The sequence below is a fragment of the Microlunatus panaciterrae genome (genome assembly GCF_016907535.1).
Taxonomy (GTDB): Bacteria; Actinomycetota; Actinomycetes; order Propionibacteriales; family Propionibacteriaceae; genus Microlunatus; species Microlunatus panaciterrae.
This window is the reverse complement of record NZ_JAFBCF010000001.1, coordinates 2726355-2740776: the sequence shown is the minus strand read 5'-3', so window position 1 is coordinate 2740776 and position 14422 is coordinate 2726355. Positions and strand designations below refer to the sequence as shown.

Genomic DNA, 14422 nt, shown 5'->3' with positions numbered 1-14422 from the left:
GCGTTCAACGCACTCGTTTGGTGCTCGCCAGCCAGGTGCTGCAGCGGCCGAAGTCCGTTGTCTTCAGTCCCCTGTCGATCCAGAACAGCTGCGACTTGGACGTCCCGTGGATGTCGTCGGGCACGGCGTTGCGCCAGACCACCATCTCCCGCTGGTCGGTGCCGTTGTAGCCGACCGACCCGACCGACCTCAGCGTCATGCCCATCAGGCACTCCGCCTGCAGCTCCGTGCGGCGGCTGACGACGAGGGAGTCCTCCTCGCGCAGGTACGAGGCGTTCAGGATCCCGGTCCGCTCCTGGACATGGTGCGCGTACTCGTGGAACAGGACGTAGAAGAGACCCAACCGCATCGTCGTATAGCTGTCGAGCGCGTCCTTGGTGGCATAGATGGTCTCGTTCGCCCCGCAGTAGAACACCGCGTAGCCGGGCGGACTCTGACCGCACGGGGTCTCCACCGAGGACGTGTAGATCATCAACGGCGGCTTGTCCAGCTTGTAGCCGGCCCGGCTGAGCGGTCCGGCGTACGCGGCCTGCAGGCAGGTGAGTACCTGGTCGATGTACTTCCGGTAGGCCTTCGTCGTGGTCGGAACGGGGCCCGGTTGCCGGCTGCAGGCCGAGGCCTTGAGCTGCTGCCGGTAGAGCTTGTTGTTGATCAGCGTCGGCTCGTCGCCGCCCTTGGGAAGCTTGGCAGGCTTCTTGCTGGGCTGCGCCGTGGGCTGCTTGGTCGTGGGTGGCTTCGCCGGGCCGGCCGTGGTGGCGGGCTTGCTGGGCTTGGTGGGTTTGTTGGGCTTGGCGGTGGGCGGCCTGGTGGTGGTGGCAGGTTTCGTCGACTTCGCGGCGGTCGGCGCCGCGCTCGTCGCACTGCTGGTCGGCGGCTGGCTGGGGGTCGGTCTCGACGTGGGCGGGGGCGGCGCCAGGGTGGGCACCCGCGGCTCATCGGTCGGTCCGGCGGGACTGCTCGAGGGCGGCAACGGGGGGCTCGTCACCTGAGGCTGGCCGAGCTGGGTGCTGTTGTACTGCTGGAAGATCAGCACTGCGCCGAAGGAGAGGACGAAAACGACGGCCGCCCACAGTGCGATCAGAACGGCTGGCAGGACCCGGCGTCGGCGCCGACTCTGCTCCGGCCACTGGGGCCGGGCCCACTGCGGGTGCTGCTGCGACATCAGTCAGCGACCTGACGTCCGACGGCTGGCTGTGGCACGCGATGAGTGTAGCGACGGTGACGTTGACGCACGCTGGGCTTGTCGAAGATCGTCAGAGCAGGATGAGCAGCAGGATGGCGATCAGCAGGACGACGCCCGCGATCACCCCGACCGCCACCAAGGTCAGACCGTGGCCGCTGCGGGCTTCGGTCAGCTCCCCGGGCTGGCCACCATTCGACGCGACGATCGCCGGGTCGGTGTACGTCTGCAGCGGCGGCAGCCCCTCCACCACCGGGACCAGCTCACCCAGCGTCCTGGCCGCGTACAGGATGTCGAGGCGCGACTTGTAGTCGTCGGCCTCCAGCTTGCCGTCGGTGAACGCCGTGTTCAGCCGTGAGCCCAACTGGTTGCGCTCCGCGTCGCTCACCGGCGCACTTGGCGTACTCCGGTACGGCGAGGAGATGGGTAGGTTGCTCACCTCCCCAGCGTACCTGTCGAAGGGTTGCCCTGAGGCTGTGCTGAGCTCGTCGAAGGGCGCTCCCTGACCCTGTCCGAGCGGGTCGAAGGAGCCTGAGGCGTCTGTTGGCGGTAAACGCCAGTGGTCTCGGGAGGTTGGCACAGAACCGGGTGCATCGCCGACGACGTACGTCAAGAAGTCGCGTTCTGTCGAGTTCTGCCGGAGATCCGCCACTTTTCAGGCTGCAGAAGTCGCGTTCTGTCGAGTTTTCCACCCAAATCGGCGCCTTCGGACCTGCAGAAGTCGCGTTCTGTCGAGTTTTCCACCCAAATCGGCGCCTTCGGACCTGCAGAAGTCGCGTTCTGTCGAGGTTTCGATGGATCGGCGGCCTGACGCGTCCTGAGCCTGTCGAGGAAGCCGGTCGAAGGAGCGACGAGTAACCTCGAGCCATGCCGTTGTCGCCCTACATCGCCGACGTCCGGGCCAAGCTCGGCCACGATCTGCTGCTGCTGCCGTCCGTCTCGGCGGCCATCGTCAACGAGCGTGGGGATCTGCTGCTGGCCAAGCACGACGATCTCTGGTCCACCATCGGTGGACTCATCGAACCCGACGAGTCTCCGCAACAGGCTGTGGTCCGCGAGATCAAGGAGGAGACCAACCTGGACGCCGAGCTGCTCGGCATCGTCGGCGTCTACGGTGGCCAGGACTGCCGGGTCACCTACTCCAACGGGGACCAGGTCGCCTTCGTCAGCACCATGTTCGGGCTCAGCCTCGCCCATGATCGACTCGACGACCATGACGTCGTCCTCGAGACGGGCGAGGGCATTCTCGATCTCGGCTGGTTCGCCCCCGAGCAGCTCGACGGCCTTCCGCTGCAGCCATGGATCCACCGTGCCCTCGCCGACGCGTACGCCTGGGCGCGCACCCGGCGCAGTGAGTGGGAGCCGACCGGCTTGTCCGCGGGCCGATGAGTTCTGCCCGGCCCGGCGGTCTGATGGTGCGGCGGGCCCAGTGCAGGCCTCGGATCCGATCGAAAGGACAGGAACAATGAGAAAACTGGTCGTCAGCACCTTCCTCACCCTCGACGGGGTCATGCAGGCCCCCGGAGGGCCGGGAGAGGACGACGACGCCGGCTTCGCCTACGGCGGGTGGTCGGTGAACTACTGGGACGAGCTGATGGGTGAGGTGATGGGCAGGGCGATGAGCACGCCGTTCTCCCTGGTGCTCGGTCGCCGGACCTACGACATCTTCGCCGCCCACTGGCCGCGGGCCACCGAGGAAGAGGGCGCGAAGCCCTTGAACGACGCCATCAAGTACGTCGCGTCCCGGAGTCGTCCCACCCTGGAGTGGAGCAACTCGGTGCTGATCGAGGGAGATGCGGCGGAGGGCATCGCCAAGCTCAAGCAGGAGGACGGACCGGAGCTGCAGGTGCACGGCAGCGGCCACCTGATCCAGACCCTGCTGCGTCACCACCTGGTCGACCAGTATCGGCTGTGGGTCTTCCCGGTCGTCATCGGGTCGGGCAAGCGCCTGTTCTCCGACGGCACCATCCCCGCCGCACTGAAGCTCGTCGACAGCGTGGTCTCCACCACCGGAGTGATGATCGGGACCTATCAGCCGGCCGGCGAGATCGTCACCGGGTCATTCGCCCTGGACTGACCGACGGCACCCGCCGAGCGCACGGAGAGGTCGTCAACCACTGGGCAGCAGCACGCCGGCCCAGCGGCCGAACGGGCGGAAGCCCAGCCTGTGACCGATCGCGGCGGCCGCCGCGTGACCCTCCTGGAGGCTCCACTGCGGGACCAGCCCCTCGTCCAGGGCGGCATTGGTGGCCAGCGCCGCGATCCGCAGCCCGTGCCCGGACCGCCTCGATCGCAGTGCCGTCAGCACGCCGAGCTCGGCGAGGATCCCACCGCCGATGTCGAACCCCGCCCCGGCGACGGGACTGTCGTCGACGTCGATCAGCACGAACCGGGCGGCCAGGCGCGTCAGCCCGACCGCGGTGACGTCATCGGGCGGGCAGGACCGTTCGAGGTCGAGTACGGCCTGCGGGTCGTCGGTGACCACCGCGGCGTCGAGATCGGAGAGCTGGACGTAGTCGTCGGTGTAGGCCAGCACCACCTCGGCCAACGCCCGGGCGCCATGGTCTGCGGTGAGCCGCAGCAGCGTACTGGTGCGGCACAGGTCCCGATCGTCGACCCGGGCGGCGGCCTCGACGGCCCAGTGCGGACCCACGACGACGGTCTGTTCGCCCAGTCGAAGCACCGAGAGCGCCTCGGCGCCGGCTTGGACCAGGTGGACCCGCGATGCCCCGCTCGGCGCCAGCGTGTCAGGGTCCAGGCCGAGCCGGTGGGCCCAGGCGAGCCGGACGATGGCCTCGGTGTGGGTGTCCACTCAGCCGGCCGGCCGCAGCCCGGTGTGGTGGGCGGCGAAGGCGAGCAGGTCGGCCCACTCGGCCGCGACCATCTGGGTGGGCTTGCCCATCCCGTGCCCGGTCGCCACCTCGACCCGGGTCAGCACCGGGGCCTGGCCCGAGTGTGCGTGCTGCAGAGCCGCAGTGAACTTGTGGCTGTGCAGTGGCACCACCCGGTCGTCGTGGTCTCCGGTGAGGACCAGTGTCGCCGGATAGCTGGTGCCCGGCCGGACGTTGTGCAGTGGGGAGTAGGCCAGCGCGGTCTGGAACTGGTCCGGGTCATCCGGGTTGCCGTAGTCGGAGATCCAGGCTGCGCCGATGGTGAACTTGTGGAAGCGCAGCAGGTCCAGCACGCCGACGCCGGGCAGCGCGACCGCCGCCAGGTCGGGACGCTGGGTCATCACCGCTCCGACGAGCAGGCCGCCGTTGCTGCGGCCATGCAGCGCCAGCTGTCCGGTGGTGGTGACGCCGGTCTGCTTCAGGTGCTCTCCGACGGCGATGAAGTCGTCGAAGACGTTCTGCTTGTTGGCGAGCCTGCCCTGGTCGTACCAGTCGCTGCCGAACTCGCCACCGCCCCGCAGGTTGGCGATGGCCAGCACCCCGCCGGCAGCCAACCAGGCCGACCAGCCCGGCCGGTAGTCGGCCAGTACCGGGATCTTGAAGCCGCCGTAGCCGTACAGCAGAGTGGGCCGCGGCCGGGACAGGTCCGTGCCGGCCGGTGCGATCAGGAAGTACGGCACAGCGGTGCCGTCCGCGCTCGTCGCCGACCGGCGTTGCACCGTCACCTCGGGCGGGCTGAACGTCGACTCGCCGGCCGGCACCAGCCCGTCCAGGCCGCGTACGGTGCCGGTAGCAGGGTCCAGCAGGAAGGCCCGGGTCGGCGAGGTGACCGAGGACATCCCGATGAACGCCTCGCTGTCACCTGCCTCGCTCTCGACGGCCACCACGGAACCCCCGGGCACCTCGACCGGGCCGAGGTGCCGGCCGTCCAGCGCGTACCGGTCGATCTTCGGGGTGGCGTCCTGCAGGGCGAAGGTGACCAGCACATCACCGGCCGCGGTCGCCGCCTGCAGTGTCGCCCCTCCCTCGGCCAGCAGGGGCTCGAGCTCGAGCCTGCCCGAGGCTTCGAACGCGTCCAGGTCGCAGCGGACGATCCGGCCGCGGGGGGCATCCAGATCGGTGCTCAGGTAGAGCACCGACCCGTCGACCCGGACCAGTGAGAACTCAGCCACCGGCTCGTCGATGAGCTTGACCGGCCCGGACAGCCGGCTGAGGCCGTCGACGTCCTCGACGCGGTAGACCCACAGTCGGTTGCGGTTCTCGGTGCCCTCCACCACGGTCACCACCACGAGCTTGTGGTCGTGGGACAGCTCCGGCCAGAACATCAGCTGGTCGTTCTCCGGGAACTCCAGGATCAGCTCGTCGCGGTCCTGTTGCTGTCCCAGCCGGTGCAGGCGCAACTTGGCTCCGCCCAGTGCCGCGGTCTGGGTGCCGGCAGCATGGCCAGCATGGGAGAAGTCGGTGTACAGGTAGGAGGTGCTGTCCGGCAGCCACGTCGGCGAGGAGAACTTGGTCTGGATGGCGACGTCGTCCACCGGCTGACCGGTGGCCACCTCGAGCAGCCTGAACGTCTGCCAGTCGCTGCCGCCCTCACTCACCGTGTAGGCGAGGTAGCACCCGTCGGCGCTCACCGTGAACGAGCTGACGGAGTCGGTGCCCTGGTCGGACAGCGTGTTGGGGTCGATGATCACCCGACCGCCGGCCAGCAGCTCGTCCAGGGTCGCGGCCACGTACCAGACGTCCTGCGCCTGCAAGCCGTCGTTGCGCGACACGAAGTACCAGCCGCCCTTCTTCTGCGGCACTCCGGCCCGCGGTCGGTGGACGATCGCACCCATCGTGCGGCGGAACCAGTCGCGGTCCTGCAGCTCGGCCAGGTGGGCATCGGTGACCGCGTTCTGTCTCCGCACCCAGTCGGCGGTCTCAGGGGCGTCGGGGTCCTCGAGCCAGCGGTACGGGTCGGCGATCCGAAGACCGTGCAGGTCCTCGACGACATCGGCGCGGCGGGACTCGGGATAGCTCGGCGGCATCGTGATCCTCAGAAGAAGGGGGTGGGGCGGAGGGACTGTCCCCCACTCTAGGTCGCGGCTGTCGGCGTCTCCCCCGGCCCCCGTCTCATCCTCGGGCGGCTCAGTCAGCGAGCGGACCGAACGCGACGCCGAGCTGGGACAGCAGCTCCTCGCCTCCGTCCTCGGCCGTCAGCACCCAGATGCCGTTCCTGGTGACGGTCATGGTGTGCTCCCAGTGGCAGGCCAGCGAACCGTCTGCGGTGACGACCGTCCAGTCGTCGGCCAGCACCCGGTTGTCCGGTTCGCCGAGGGTGAGCATCGGCTCCACCGCCAGGGCCAGCCCTTCCACGATCCTCGGACCGCGCCCCGCCCGGCCGAAGTTCGGTACGTCGGGCGGCTGGTGCATGGCCGAGCCGATGCCGTGTCCGACGTACTCCTCGACGATGCCGTACCGGTTGTCGAGGGAGCGAACGTAGTCCTCCACCGCAGCGGAGATGTCGGTGACGTGCCCACCGAGCGCGGCAGCCGCCATCCCCTGCCACAACGCCATCCGGGTGGCCTCGCTCAAAGCCTGAGCCTCCGGCGAGGCCTCGCCCACGAAGACGGTGCGGGCGGAGTCACCGTGCCAGCCGTCGACGATGGCGCCGCAGTCGATCGAAACCAGGTCACCTTCGACGAGCACCCGCTCACCCGGGATGCCGTGCACGACCTCCTCGTTGACCGAGATGCAGGTGACGCCGGGAAAGCCGTGGTAGCCGAGGAACGACGGCGTGGCCCCGGCAGCGGCGATCACGTCAGCTGCCACCGCATCGAGTTCGGCGGTGCTCACCCCCGGTCGGGCCGCCGCGGTGGTCGCCTCGAGTGCCCTGGCGACGACCAGGCCCGCCTTGCGCATCTGCTGCAGCTGGTGCGGCTTCTTCAGCTCCACGCCCCGCGGGGTCCAGAACATCGCGTCGTCAGCCGGCATCCAGCGCGGCGAAGATCCGCTCGGACACCTCGTCCATCGACCCGAGCCCGTCCACCTCGACCAACAGACCACGCTCGGAGAACACCGCCAGCAGGGGGGCCGTCTCCTTGGCGTAGACCTCCTGCCGGACCCGGATCGCCTCCTCGGTGTCGTCCTCGCGGCCCTCCAGCTCGGCGCGCTTCTTCAGCCGCTCGACGATCGCGTCGACGTCGGCCTGCAGGGAGATCACGTGGTCGAGGCGGTGGCCGCGGGCACCCAGCATCGCGTCCAGCGCGTGCACCTGGGGCAGCGTCCGCGGGTAGCCGTCGAGCAGGAAGCCGTGCTCGGCGTCATCCTCGTCCAACCGGTTGGCGACGATGCCGTTGGTGATCTCGTCGCTGACATAGCCGCCCTCGGCCATGATCCGCTTCGCCTCGAGGCCGAGCGGAGTGCCGGCGGCGACGTTGGCGCGGAAGATGTCACCGGTGGAGACGGCCGGGATGCCGTAGTGCTCGGCGATCTTCTTGGCCTGGGTGCCCTTGCCCGCACCCGGCGGGCCCATAATCAACAGTCGCATCAGCGGAGGAATCCTTCGTAGTTTCTTTGCTGGAGCTGGCTCTCGATCTGCTTCACCGTGTCCAGGCCGACGCCGACGATGATGAGGATCGAGGTGCCGCCGAAGGGAAAGTTCTGGTTCGCATTCAGCAGGATGAAGGCGACGGACGGCAGCAGGGAGATCAGGCCGAGGTAGAGCGAGCCGGGGAAGGTCAGCCGGGACAGCACATAGCTCAGGTAGTCCTCGGTCGGCTTGCCGGCCCGGATGCCGGGGATGAACCCACCGTACTTCTTCATGTTGTCGGCGACCTCGTTCGGGTTGAACGTGATGGCCACGTAGAAGTACGTGAAGAACACGATGAGCAGGAAGTAGGCGATCATGTAGATCGGGTGGTCGCCGCGGACGAAGTGCTGCTGGATCCAGGTCGAGACCGGCGAGTTCGGTCGGAACTGCGAGTACAGCACCGGAAGGTAGATCAGCGACGAGGCGAAGATGACCGGGATGACGCCGGCCTGGTTGACCTTGATCGGGATGTAGGTGGTCGAGCCGCCGAGCATCCTGCTGCCGACCATCTTCTTGGCGTACTGCACCGGGATCCGCCGCTGCGACTGCTCGATGAAGATGACGCCCGCCATCACAATCAGGCCGAGCACGAGCACGAGCAGGAAGACGATCCAGCCCTGGGCTCCCGGCCGGGCCGTCTTGAGACCCCACAACGCGGTCGGGAACGTGGCGGCGATCTGGGTGAAGATCATCACCGACATGCCGTTGCCGACACCGCGCTCGGTGATCAGCTCACCCAGCCACATGATGATGCTGGCCCCGGCGACCATGGTGAGGATCATCGTCACCACCGGGAAGATGCCCTTGTCGTAGACCACCCCCGGACAGTTGGTGAAGACCTGGTCGTTGACGGCCAGGGTGACGAACGCGGTCGCGTTCAGCAGCGCCAACACCAGGGTCAGATAGCGGGTGTACTGGGTGATCTTGGTCTGACCCGCCTGGCCCTCCTTCTTCAGCGCCTCCAGCCGTGGGATCACGACAGTGAGCAGCTGCAGGATGATGCTGGCGGTGATGTACGGCATGATGCCGAGCGCGAACACGGCCAGGTGCAGCAAGGCACCGCCGGAGAACAGGTTGATCAGCGAGTACAGCCCCCGGTTCTCACCGGACTGGGCCGCGGTCAGGCAGACGTTGACCTGCTTGACGTTGACATTGGGTACGGGGATGACCGAACCCAGCCGGAAGATCGCAAGGATCGCCAGCGTGAACAGGATCTTCTTACGCAGGTCCGGAGTCCTGAACGCATTTCCGAAGGCGGCGAGCACCCCAAACCCTCTCTCCCTGTCGAGGCCCATGGTGGGCTTCGGCCCCCGGTCGGGAACCGCTCGACTTTATCAAGTTTCCCCGGCTCCGTTCCCGGGCCGAGGTGACGTCAGCTCACGAGGCCGGTGATGGCACCGCCGTAGCCGTGCCGGGCCTGCACTGAGACGACGCAGGGGCGGCTCGACCAACCCGAGCTCGCCCCTGCGCCATGTCGTGGTCCAGCTAGTCGGTCGCCCCGTTGCCGGAGGGAACAAGCTCGGTGGCCTGTCCGCCGGCGGCGGCGATCTTCTCCTTGGCGCTGCCGGAGAACGCGTGGGCGCTCACCTGCAGGGCCACCGAGACCTCGCCGGTGCCCAGCACCTTGACCAGGTTCCCGTCACGGACCGCACCCTTGGTCACCAGGTCGGCGACCGTCACCTCGCCACCCTCTGGGTAGAGAGCGCTCAGCTTGTCCAGGTTGACGACCTGGTACTCGGTGCGGAACGGGTTCTTGAAGCCGCGCAGCTTCGGGACCCGCATATGGAACGGCATCTGGCCACCCTCGAAGTTCTGCGGCATGGTGTTGCGTGCCTTGGAACCCTTGGTACCGCGACCAGCGGTCTTGCCCTTCGAGCCCTCACCGCGTCCGACGCGGGTCTTCGGCGTCTTCGCACCCGGTGCGGGGCGAAGGTGATGAACCTTCAGTGCCATGTCAGTCGACCTCCTCGACGGTGATGAGATGCGTCACCGTTGCGATCATCCCTCGGATTTCGGGACGGTCCTCTTTCACAGCCACGTCGCCGATGCGCTTCAGGCCGAGAGAGCGGAGGGTGTCCCGCTGGTTCTGCTTGCAGCCGGTCGTCGAACGGACCTGGCTGACCTTCAGGCGCGGCATCAGGAGGTCACCTCCGCGCGAGCCCGCAGGATGGCGGCCGGCGTGACGTGCTCCACCGACATGCCGCGGCGCTTGGCCACCTGCTCCGGCTCCTCAAGGCTCTGCAGTGCCTCAACCGTCGCATGCACGACGTTGATGGCGTTGGCCGAGCCGAGGGACTTGGCGAGCACATCGTGCACACCGGCGCACTCCAGTACGGCGCGCGCCGAACCACCGGCGATGACGCCGGTACCGGGCGACGCCGGACGCAGCATCACGACACCCGCAGCCTTCTCGCCCTGGACCGGGTGCGGGATGGTGCCCTGGATCCGCGGAACCCGGAAGAAGTGCTTCTTGGCCTCCTCGACACCCTTGGCAATAGCCGCCGGTACCTCCTTGGCCTTTCCGTAGCCCACACCAACGGTGCCATCACCATCGCCCACCACGACCAGCGCGGTGAAACTGAACCGACGACCACCCTTGACCACCTTGGCTACGCGGTTGATCGCCACCACGCGCTCGATGTAGTTGCTCTTTTCCTGCGCCTGGCCACGACGGTCGTCACGGCCGCGACGCTCACCACCTGCGCCGCCACCGCGGCGCTGTGATCCACTCATCGCTTTCCTCTTTCCGTCGTTGTCTTAGAAGCCCAGTCCGCCTTCGCGGGCGCCGTCTGCCAGCGCTGCGATGCGTCCGTGGTACTTGTGTCCGGCGCGGTCGAAGACCACGTTCTCGATGCCGGCAGCCTTGGCGCGCTCGGCGATCTTCTCGCCGACCTGCTTGGCCTTGGCCGTCTTGTCACCGGTCAGGCCCCGAAGCTCGGCCTCCATCGACGACGCCGACGCCAGCGTGCGGCCCTGGGTGTCGTCGATTACCTGCACGAAGATGTGCTTGGCTGAACGGGACACCACCAGGCGAGGCCGATCCGGTGCGCCGAAGATCTTCTTGCGCACCCTGATCTGCCGCCGCAGCCGCGAGGCGGTCTTGGCTGATGTGCCCTTGCGGGCGGACAGTGAAACAGCCATCGTTACTTACCAGCCTTTCCGACCTTGCGGCGGACCTGCTCGCCCGCGTACCTGACACCCTTGCCCTTGTAGGGCTCGGGCTTGCGCAGCTTACGAATGTTCGCAGCCACCTCGCCCACCTGCTGCTTGTCGATCCCCTGGACCGACAGCCGGGTCGGGGCCTCCACAGTGAAGGTGATGCCCTCAGGCGCCTTCACCGTGACCGGGTGGCTGTAACCGAGCGCAAACTCCAGCTCCGTCGGCCCCTTGGACACGACGCGGTAACCCACGCCGACGATCTCGAGCTTCTTCTCGTAGCCCTCGGTCACACCGGTCACCATGTTCGCGACCAGGGTACGGGTCAGCCCGTGCAGCGACCGGCTGAGCCGCTCGTCGTCGGGCCGGGCGATCTGGATCTCGCCGCTCTCGGCGCGGCTGACCGACAGGGGCTCAGCAACCTGATGCTGCAGCGTGCCCTTCGGACCCTTCACCGAGACCTGACGGCCATCGAGGGTGACCTCCACACCGGACGGGACCGGGATCGGAAGTCTGCCAATGCGTGACATCTCTTCGTTCCTTTCTGTCTCGTCCGCTTACCAGACGTAGGCGAGGACTTCCCCGCCAACGCTGTTGGAATGTGCCTGCCGGTCGGTCAGCAGGCCCTGGGAGGTGGAGATGATCGCGATGCCGAGCCCACCCAGAACCTTGGGCAGGCCGGTCGACTTCGCGTACACCCGCAGGCCGGGCTTGGAGATGCGGCGCACACCGGCGATCGAACGCTCTCGGTTCTGGCCGTACTTCAAGGTGATGGACAAGGTCTTGCCGACCTCGCCCTCCTTGGGCTCGTTGACCTCGTAGCCGGCGATGTAGCCCTCGGCTGCGAGGATGTCCGCGATGCCGACCTTGATCTTGCTGTGCGGCATCGTGGCGACATCGTGGTACGCCTGGTTGGCGTTGCGCAGACGGGTCAGCATGTCTGCAATGGGATCGGTCATGGTCATGGCCGGTTTAGCCTCTTTCTCACCGTGGTTTCCAGGCGGTGCCTGGACCTGCAGCGTGTATTAAGTGATGGGTCCTGGTTACCAGGAGGACTTGGTGACGCCGGGGAGCTCGCCCTTGTGAGCCATGTCGCGCAGGCAGATCCGGCACAGGCCGAACTTGCGGAACACGGCCTTGGGGCGGCCACACTTCTGGCACCGGCTGTAACCCCGGACACCGAACTTCGGCTTGCGAGCCTGCTTGACCTTCAGCGCTGTCTTCGCCATATCAGTTCTCCTTGAACGGGAAGCCGAGGTGCTTCAGCAGCGCCCGCCCCTCGTCGTCGTTCGTCGCGGACGTCACGAACGTGATGTCCATGCCGCGGACGCGGTCGATCCTGTCCTGGTCGATCTCGTGGAACATGACCTGCTCGTTGAGACCGAACGTGTAGTTGCCACGACCGTCGAACTGCTTCGACGACAGGCCACGGAAGTCACGGATACGCGGCAGGGCCAAGGTGAGCAGCCGGTCGGCGAACTCCCACATCCGGTCACCGCGCAGCGTGACATGGGCCCCGATCGGCATTCCCTCACGCAGCTTGAACTGGGCGATGGACTTGCGGGCCTTGGTGACCTGCGGCTTCTGGCCGGTGATGGTGGCCAGGTCCTTGACGGCACCGTCGATCAGCTTCGAGTCGCGGGCTGCCTCACCGACACCCATGTTGACCACGATCTTGACCAGGCCGGGCACCTGCATCACGTTGGCGTGCTTGAACTCGTCCCGCAGCGCGGCGACGATCTCGTCGCGGTAGCGCTGCTTGAGCCGCGGCAGAACCTTCTCTGCGGAAGCGGTGCTCATCAGATTTCCTCTCCGGTCTTGCGGGCGATCCGCACCGAGCGGAAGGCCTTGTACTCCGAGCCGTCGGGGCGCCGCTTGGTCACCTCGACCCGGTCGTAACCGACCCGGGTGGCCACCTCGTTGCCTTCGCCGTCCTTGACCACCAGCTGCACGTTCGAGACGTGGATCGGGGCCTCCGAGGAGACGATCCCACCCTTGGTGGTGGACCGGCCCTGGGGCTGCGCTGACGTGTCCCGCAGATGGCGCTTCACAATGTTGACGCCCTGCACGGTCACCTTGTGGCTCGCCGGGTGTACAGCGATGACCTCACCGACCAGGCCCTTGTCCTTGCCCGCGATGACCTTGACCTTGTCACCCTTGACGACGTGCAGCTTGACCTGTCCCCTGGTGGAGCCTGCCATTCAGATCACCTCCGGTGCCAGCGAAACGATGCGCATGAACTTCTTCTCGCGCAGCTCCCGGCCCACCGGGCCGAAGATGCGGGTCCCACGGGGCTCGCCGGCGTCTCGGAGGATGACGGCTGCGTTCTCGTCGAACTTGATGTACGAACCGTCAGCGCGACGGCGCTCCTTGACGGTGCGGACAATGACGGCCTTGACGACGTCGCCCTTCTTCACGTTGCCACCGGGGATTGCATCCTTCACGGTGGCGACGATGACGTCGCCGATGCCGGCGTAGCGGCGACCGGAGCCGCCGAGGACACGGATGCACAAGATCTCCTTGGCACCAGTGTTGTCGGCGACCTTGAGCCGCGACTCCTGCTGGATCATCTGTTATCTCCTGGTTGTCTCACTGGTTCTCGGACTCAACCGAACCCGAGCCTGGCGGAACTAATGGGTTTGTGTTACTTGGCCTTCTCGACGACCTGGACCAACCGCCAGCGCTTCGTCGCCGACAGCGGACGGGTCTCCATGATCACTACCCGGTCACCGATCCCGGCCGAGTTCTGCTCGTCGTGCGCCTTGAGCTTGGACGTGGTCCGCAGCACCTTGCCGTACAGCTTGTGCTTCACCCGGTCCTCGACCGCGACAACGATGGTCTTGTCCATCTTGTCGCTGACGACCAGGCCCTCACGCACCTTGCGGCGACCGCGGCTGGCATCGTGCTCGGTCGAGAGGACCGAGGTCGTGACTTCTTCGCTCATGTTCTCGCTCATCTCGGGTGTCATGCCTTGCTCTCGTCTGCGTCCGGATCCTCGACGATGCCGAGGTTGCGCTCCTGGAGCACGGTGTAGATCCGGGCGATGTCCTTGCGGACCTCGCGCAGCCGTCCGTGCGACTCCAGCTGACCGGTAGCGGCCTGGAACCGCAGCGTGAACAGCTCTTCCTTCAGCTCGGTCACCTTGGTGTTGAGCTCGACGCGGCTCAGGCCACGCAGCTCACCGGCGGTAGCGGTCTTCGCCATCAGATCTCACCTGCTTCGCGCCTGATGAAGCGGCACTTCATCGGCAACTTGTGGATGGCCAGGCGCATCGCCTCACGGGCCACGGACTCATCGACACCGGACACCTCGAACATCACCCGTCCCGGCTTGATGTTGGCGATCCACCACTCCGGGGAACCCTTGCCGGAACCCATCCGGGTCTCGGCAGGCTTCTTGGTCAGCGGGCGGTCGGGGTAGATGTTGATCCACACCTTGCCACCACGCTTCATGTGACGGGTCATCGCGATACGCGCCGACTCGATCTGGCGGTTGGTGACGTAGTGGGCCTCCAGCGCCTGGATGCCGAACTCGCCGAAGGCCAGCTTGGTGCCGCCCTTGGCGTTGCCCGTCCGCCGCGGGTGGTGCTGCTTGCGGAACTTGACCCTGCGGGGTACCAACATC

Annotated in this window: 22 protein-coding genes; 2 read left to right on the top strand and 20 right to left on the bottom strand. The window is 67.0% G+C overall.

Annotation, left to right across the window (positions count from 1 at the left end):
• Positions 1-4: 4 nt before the first annotated feature.
• Positions 5-1162, bottom strand: coding sequence for a neutral zinc metallopeptidase (locus JOE57_RS12540; protein ID WP_204918425.1), 1158 nt, complete (start codon positions 1160-1162; stop codon positions 5-7).
• Between the two features lie 91 nt (positions 1163-1253).
• Positions 1254-1619, bottom strand: a complete 366-nt coding sequence (locus tag JOE57_RS18975) for a DUF1707 domain-containing protein (RefSeq protein ID WP_204918423.1) — start codon at positions 1617-1619, stop codon at positions 1254-1256.
• Between the two features lie 428 nt (positions 1620-2047).
• Here JOE57_RS18975 and JOE57_RS12530 point away from each other — a divergent pair, with 428 nt between their 5' ends.
• Together JOE57_RS12530 and JOE57_RS12525 are read left to right on the top strand one after the other, a co-directional pair.
• Entirely contained in the window at positions 2048-2569 is a 522-nt protein-coding gene (locus tag JOE57_RS12530; protein WP_204918421.1) for an NUDIX domain-containing protein, read from the top strand.
• A 76-nt stretch (positions 2570-2645) separates the two neighbouring features.
• Positions 2646-3257 (top strand): dihydrofolate reductase family protein, encoded by a 612-nt coding sequence (locus JOE57_RS12525; protein ID WP_204918419.1) that lies wholly within the window; start codon positions 2646-2648, stop codon positions 3255-3257.
• Positions 3258-3290: 33 nt separating this feature from the next.
• Here JOE57_RS12525 and JOE57_RS12520 read toward each other — a convergent pair whose 3' ends face one another.
• The 18 genes from JOE57_RS12520 to rplP all read right to left on the bottom strand — a co-directional run bounded on the left by JOE57_RS12520 (position 3291) and on the right by rplP (position 14421).
• The gene (locus JOE57_RS12520) at positions 3291-3992 is read right to left on the bottom strand and encodes a GNAT family N-acetyltransferase (RefSeq protein ID WP_204918417.1); all 702 of its coding nucleotides are present in this window, start codon (positions 3990-3992) and stop codon (positions 3291-3293) included.
• Entirely contained in the window at positions 3993-6098 is a 2106-nt protein-coding gene (locus tag JOE57_RS12515; protein ID WP_204918415.1) for a prolyl oligopeptidase family serine peptidase, read from the bottom strand.
• 100 nt (positions 6099-6198) lie between these two features.
• Complete coding sequence (gene map, locus JOE57_RS12510; RefSeq protein ID WP_204920427.1) at positions 6199-7026, bottom strand: type I methionyl aminopeptidase; 828 nt, start codon at positions 7024-7026, stop codon at positions 6199-6201.
• A gap of 7 nt (positions 7027-7033) precedes the next feature.
• The gene (locus JOE57_RS12505; protein ID WP_204918413.1) at positions 7034-7600 is read right to left on the bottom strand and encodes an adenylate kinase; all 567 of its coding nucleotides are present in this window, start codon (positions 7598-7600) and stop codon (positions 7034-7036) included.
• A complete protein-coding gene (gene secY, locus JOE57_RS12500) occupies positions 7600-8907 on the bottom strand; it encodes a preprotein translocase subunit SecY (RefSeq protein ID WP_204918411.1) in 1308 nt (435 codons plus the stop codon). The genes JOE57_RS12505 and secY overlap by 1 nt, the downstream gene beginning before the upstream one ends.
• Positions 8908-9127: 220 nt before the next feature.
• Positions 9128-9595 carry a 50S ribosomal protein L15 gene (rplO, locus tag JOE57_RS12495; RefSeq protein ID WP_204918409.1) on the bottom strand — a complete coding sequence of 156 codons (468 nt, stop codon included), beginning with the start codon at positions 9593-9595 and terminating at the stop codon, positions 9128-9130.
• Between the two features lies 1 nt (position 9596).
• On the bottom strand, positions 9597-9779 hold the full coding sequence (gene rpmD, locus JOE57_RS12490) for a 50S ribosomal protein L30 (RefSeq protein WP_204918408.1): 183 nt from the start codon (positions 9777-9779) through the stop codon (positions 9597-9599).
• Positions 9779-10375: a 30S ribosomal protein S5 gene (gene rpsE, locus JOE57_RS12485; protein WP_204918405.1), complete on the bottom strand. Its 597-nt coding sequence runs from the start codon at positions 10373-10375 to the stop codon at positions 9779-9781. The genes rpmD and rpsE overlap by 1 nt, the downstream gene beginning before the upstream one ends.
• A 24-nt stretch (positions 10376-10399) precedes the next feature.
• Positions 10400-10783, bottom strand: a complete 384-nt coding sequence (gene rplR, locus JOE57_RS12480; protein ID WP_204918403.1) for a 50S ribosomal protein L18 — start codon at positions 10781-10783, stop codon at positions 10400-10402.
• 2 nt (positions 10784-10785) lie between these two features.
• On the bottom strand, positions 10786-11328 hold the full coding sequence (gene rplF, locus JOE57_RS12475; RefSeq protein WP_204918402.1) for a 50S ribosomal protein L6: 543 nt from the start codon (positions 11326-11328) through the stop codon (positions 10786-10788).
• A gap of 27 nt (positions 11329-11355) precedes the next feature.
• On the bottom strand, positions 11356-11763 hold the full coding sequence (rpsH, locus tag JOE57_RS12470; RefSeq protein WP_204918400.1) for a 30S ribosomal protein S8: 408 nt from the start codon (positions 11761-11763) through the stop codon (positions 11356-11358).
• A gap of 78 nt (positions 11764-11841) precedes the next feature.
• On the bottom strand, positions 11842-12027 hold the full coding sequence (locus JOE57_RS12465; RefSeq protein WP_204918398.1) for a type Z 30S ribosomal protein S14: 186 nt from the start codon (positions 12025-12027) through the stop codon (positions 11842-11844).
• Position 12028: 1 nt separating this feature from the next.
• Entirely contained in the window at positions 12029-12598 is a 570-nt protein-coding gene (gene rplE / locus JOE57_RS12460) for a 50S ribosomal protein L5 (protein ID WP_204918396.1), read from the bottom strand.
• Positions 12598-12999, bottom strand: a complete 402-nt coding sequence (gene rplX, locus JOE57_RS12455) for a 50S ribosomal protein L24 (RefSeq protein WP_239578932.1) — start codon at positions 12997-12999, stop codon at positions 12598-12600. The genes rplE and rplX overlap by 1 nt, the downstream gene beginning before the upstream one ends.
• Entirely contained in the window at positions 13000-13368 is a 369-nt protein-coding gene (rplN, locus tag JOE57_RS12450) for a 50S ribosomal protein L14 (RefSeq protein ID WP_204918394.1), read from the bottom strand.
• Between the two features lie 74 nt (positions 13369-13442).
• The gene (gene rpsQ, locus JOE57_RS12445) at positions 13443-13754 is read right to left on the bottom strand and encodes a 30S ribosomal protein S17 (RefSeq protein ID WP_204920425.1); all 312 of its coding nucleotides are present in this window, start codon (positions 13752-13754) and stop codon (positions 13443-13445) included.
• Positions 13755-13762: 8 nt separating this feature from the next.
• A complete protein-coding gene (gene rpmC, locus JOE57_RS12440) occupies positions 13763-14002 on the bottom strand; it encodes a 50S ribosomal protein L29 (RefSeq protein ID WP_204918392.1) in 240 nt (79 codons plus the stop codon).
• Positions 14002-14421 carry a 50S ribosomal protein L16 gene (gene rplP, locus JOE57_RS12435; protein ID WP_204918390.1) on the bottom strand — a complete coding sequence of 140 codons (420 nt, stop codon included), beginning with the start codon at positions 14419-14421 and terminating at the stop codon, positions 14002-14004. Before rplP ends, rpmC begins: the two co-directional genes overlap by 1 nt.
• Position 14422 lies beyond the last annotated feature (1 nt).

What these genes read in the sequence shown, in the direction of transcription:
- JOE57_RS12505 (WP_204918413.1), bottom strand. Translation starts at nt 7,600, where the DNA reads ATGCGACTGTTGATTATGGGCCCGCCGGGTGCGGGCAAGGGCACCCAG.
- rplP (WP_204918390.1), bottom strand. Translation starts at nt 14,421, where the DNA reads ATGTTGGTACCCCGCAGGGTCAAGTTCCGCAAGCAGCACCACCCGCGG.
- rpmC (WP_204918392.1), bottom strand. Translation starts at nt 14,002, where the DNA reads ATGGCGAAGACCGCTACCGCCGGTGAGCTGCGTGGCCTGAGCCGCGTC.
- JOE57_RS12530 (WP_204918421.1), top strand. Translation starts at nt 2,048, where the DNA reads ATGCCGTTGTCGCCCTACATCGCCGACGTCCGGGCCAAGCTCGGCCAC.
- rpmD (WP_204918408.1), bottom strand. Translation starts at nt 9,779, where the DNA reads ATGCCGCGCCTGAAGGTCAGCCAGGTCCGTTCGACGACCGGCTGCAAG.
- JOE57_RS12465 (WP_204918398.1), bottom strand. Translation starts at nt 12,027, where the DNA reads ATGGCGAAGACAGCGCTGAAGGTCAAGCAGGCTCGCAAGCCGAAGTTC.
- rplN (WP_204918394.1), bottom strand. Translation starts at nt 13,368, where the DNA reads ATGATCCAGCAGGAGTCGCGGCTCAAGGTCGCCGACAACACTGGTGCC.
- JOE57_RS12540 (WP_204918425.1), bottom strand. Translation starts at nt 1,162, where the DNA reads ATGTCGCAGCAGCACCCGCAGTGGGCCCGGCCCCAGTGGCCGGAGCAG.
- JOE57_RS12525 (WP_204918419.1), top strand. Translation starts at nt 2,646, where the DNA reads ATGAGAAAACTGGTCGTCAGCACCTTCCTCACCCTCGACGGGGTCATG.
- rplX (WP_239578932.1), bottom strand. Translation starts at nt 12,999, where the DNA reads ATGGCAGGCTCCACCAGGGGACAGGTCAAGCTGCACGTCGTCAAGGGT.
- rplR (WP_204918403.1), bottom strand. Translation starts at nt 10,783, where the DNA reads ATGGCTGTTTCACTGTCCGCCCGCAAGGGCACATCAGCCAAGACCGCC.
- rpsE (WP_204918405.1), bottom strand. Translation starts at nt 10,375, where the DNA reads ATGAGTGGATCACAGCGCCGCGGTGGCGGCGCAGGTGGTGAGCGTCGC.
- rpsH (WP_204918400.1), bottom strand. Translation starts at nt 11,763, where the DNA reads ATGACCATGACCGATCCCATTGCAGACATGCTGACCCGTCTGCGCAAC.
- rplF (WP_204918402.1), bottom strand. Translation starts at nt 11,328, where the DNA reads ATGTCACGCATTGGCAGACTTCCGATCCCGGTCCCGTCCGGTGTGGAG.
- rplO (WP_204918409.1), bottom strand. Translation starts at nt 9,595, where the DNA reads ATGGCACTGAAGGTTCATCACCTTCGCCCCGCACCGGGTGCGAAGACG.
- rpsQ (WP_204920425.1), bottom strand. Translation starts at nt 13,754, where the DNA reads ATGAGCGAGAACATGAGCGAAGAAGTCACGACCTCGGTCCTCTCGACC.
- JOE57_RS12515 (WP_204918415.1), bottom strand. Translation starts at nt 6,098, where the DNA reads ATGCCGCCGAGCTATCCCGAGTCCCGCCGCGCCGATGTCGTCGAGGAC.
- map (WP_204920427.1), bottom strand. Translation starts at nt 7,026, where the DNA reads ATGTTCTGGACCCCGCGGGGCGTGGAGCTGAAGAAGCCGCACCAGCTG.
- rplE (WP_204918396.1), bottom strand. Translation starts at nt 12,598, where the DNA reads ATGAGCACCGCTTCCGCAGAGAAGGTTCTGCCGCGGCTCAAGCAGCGC.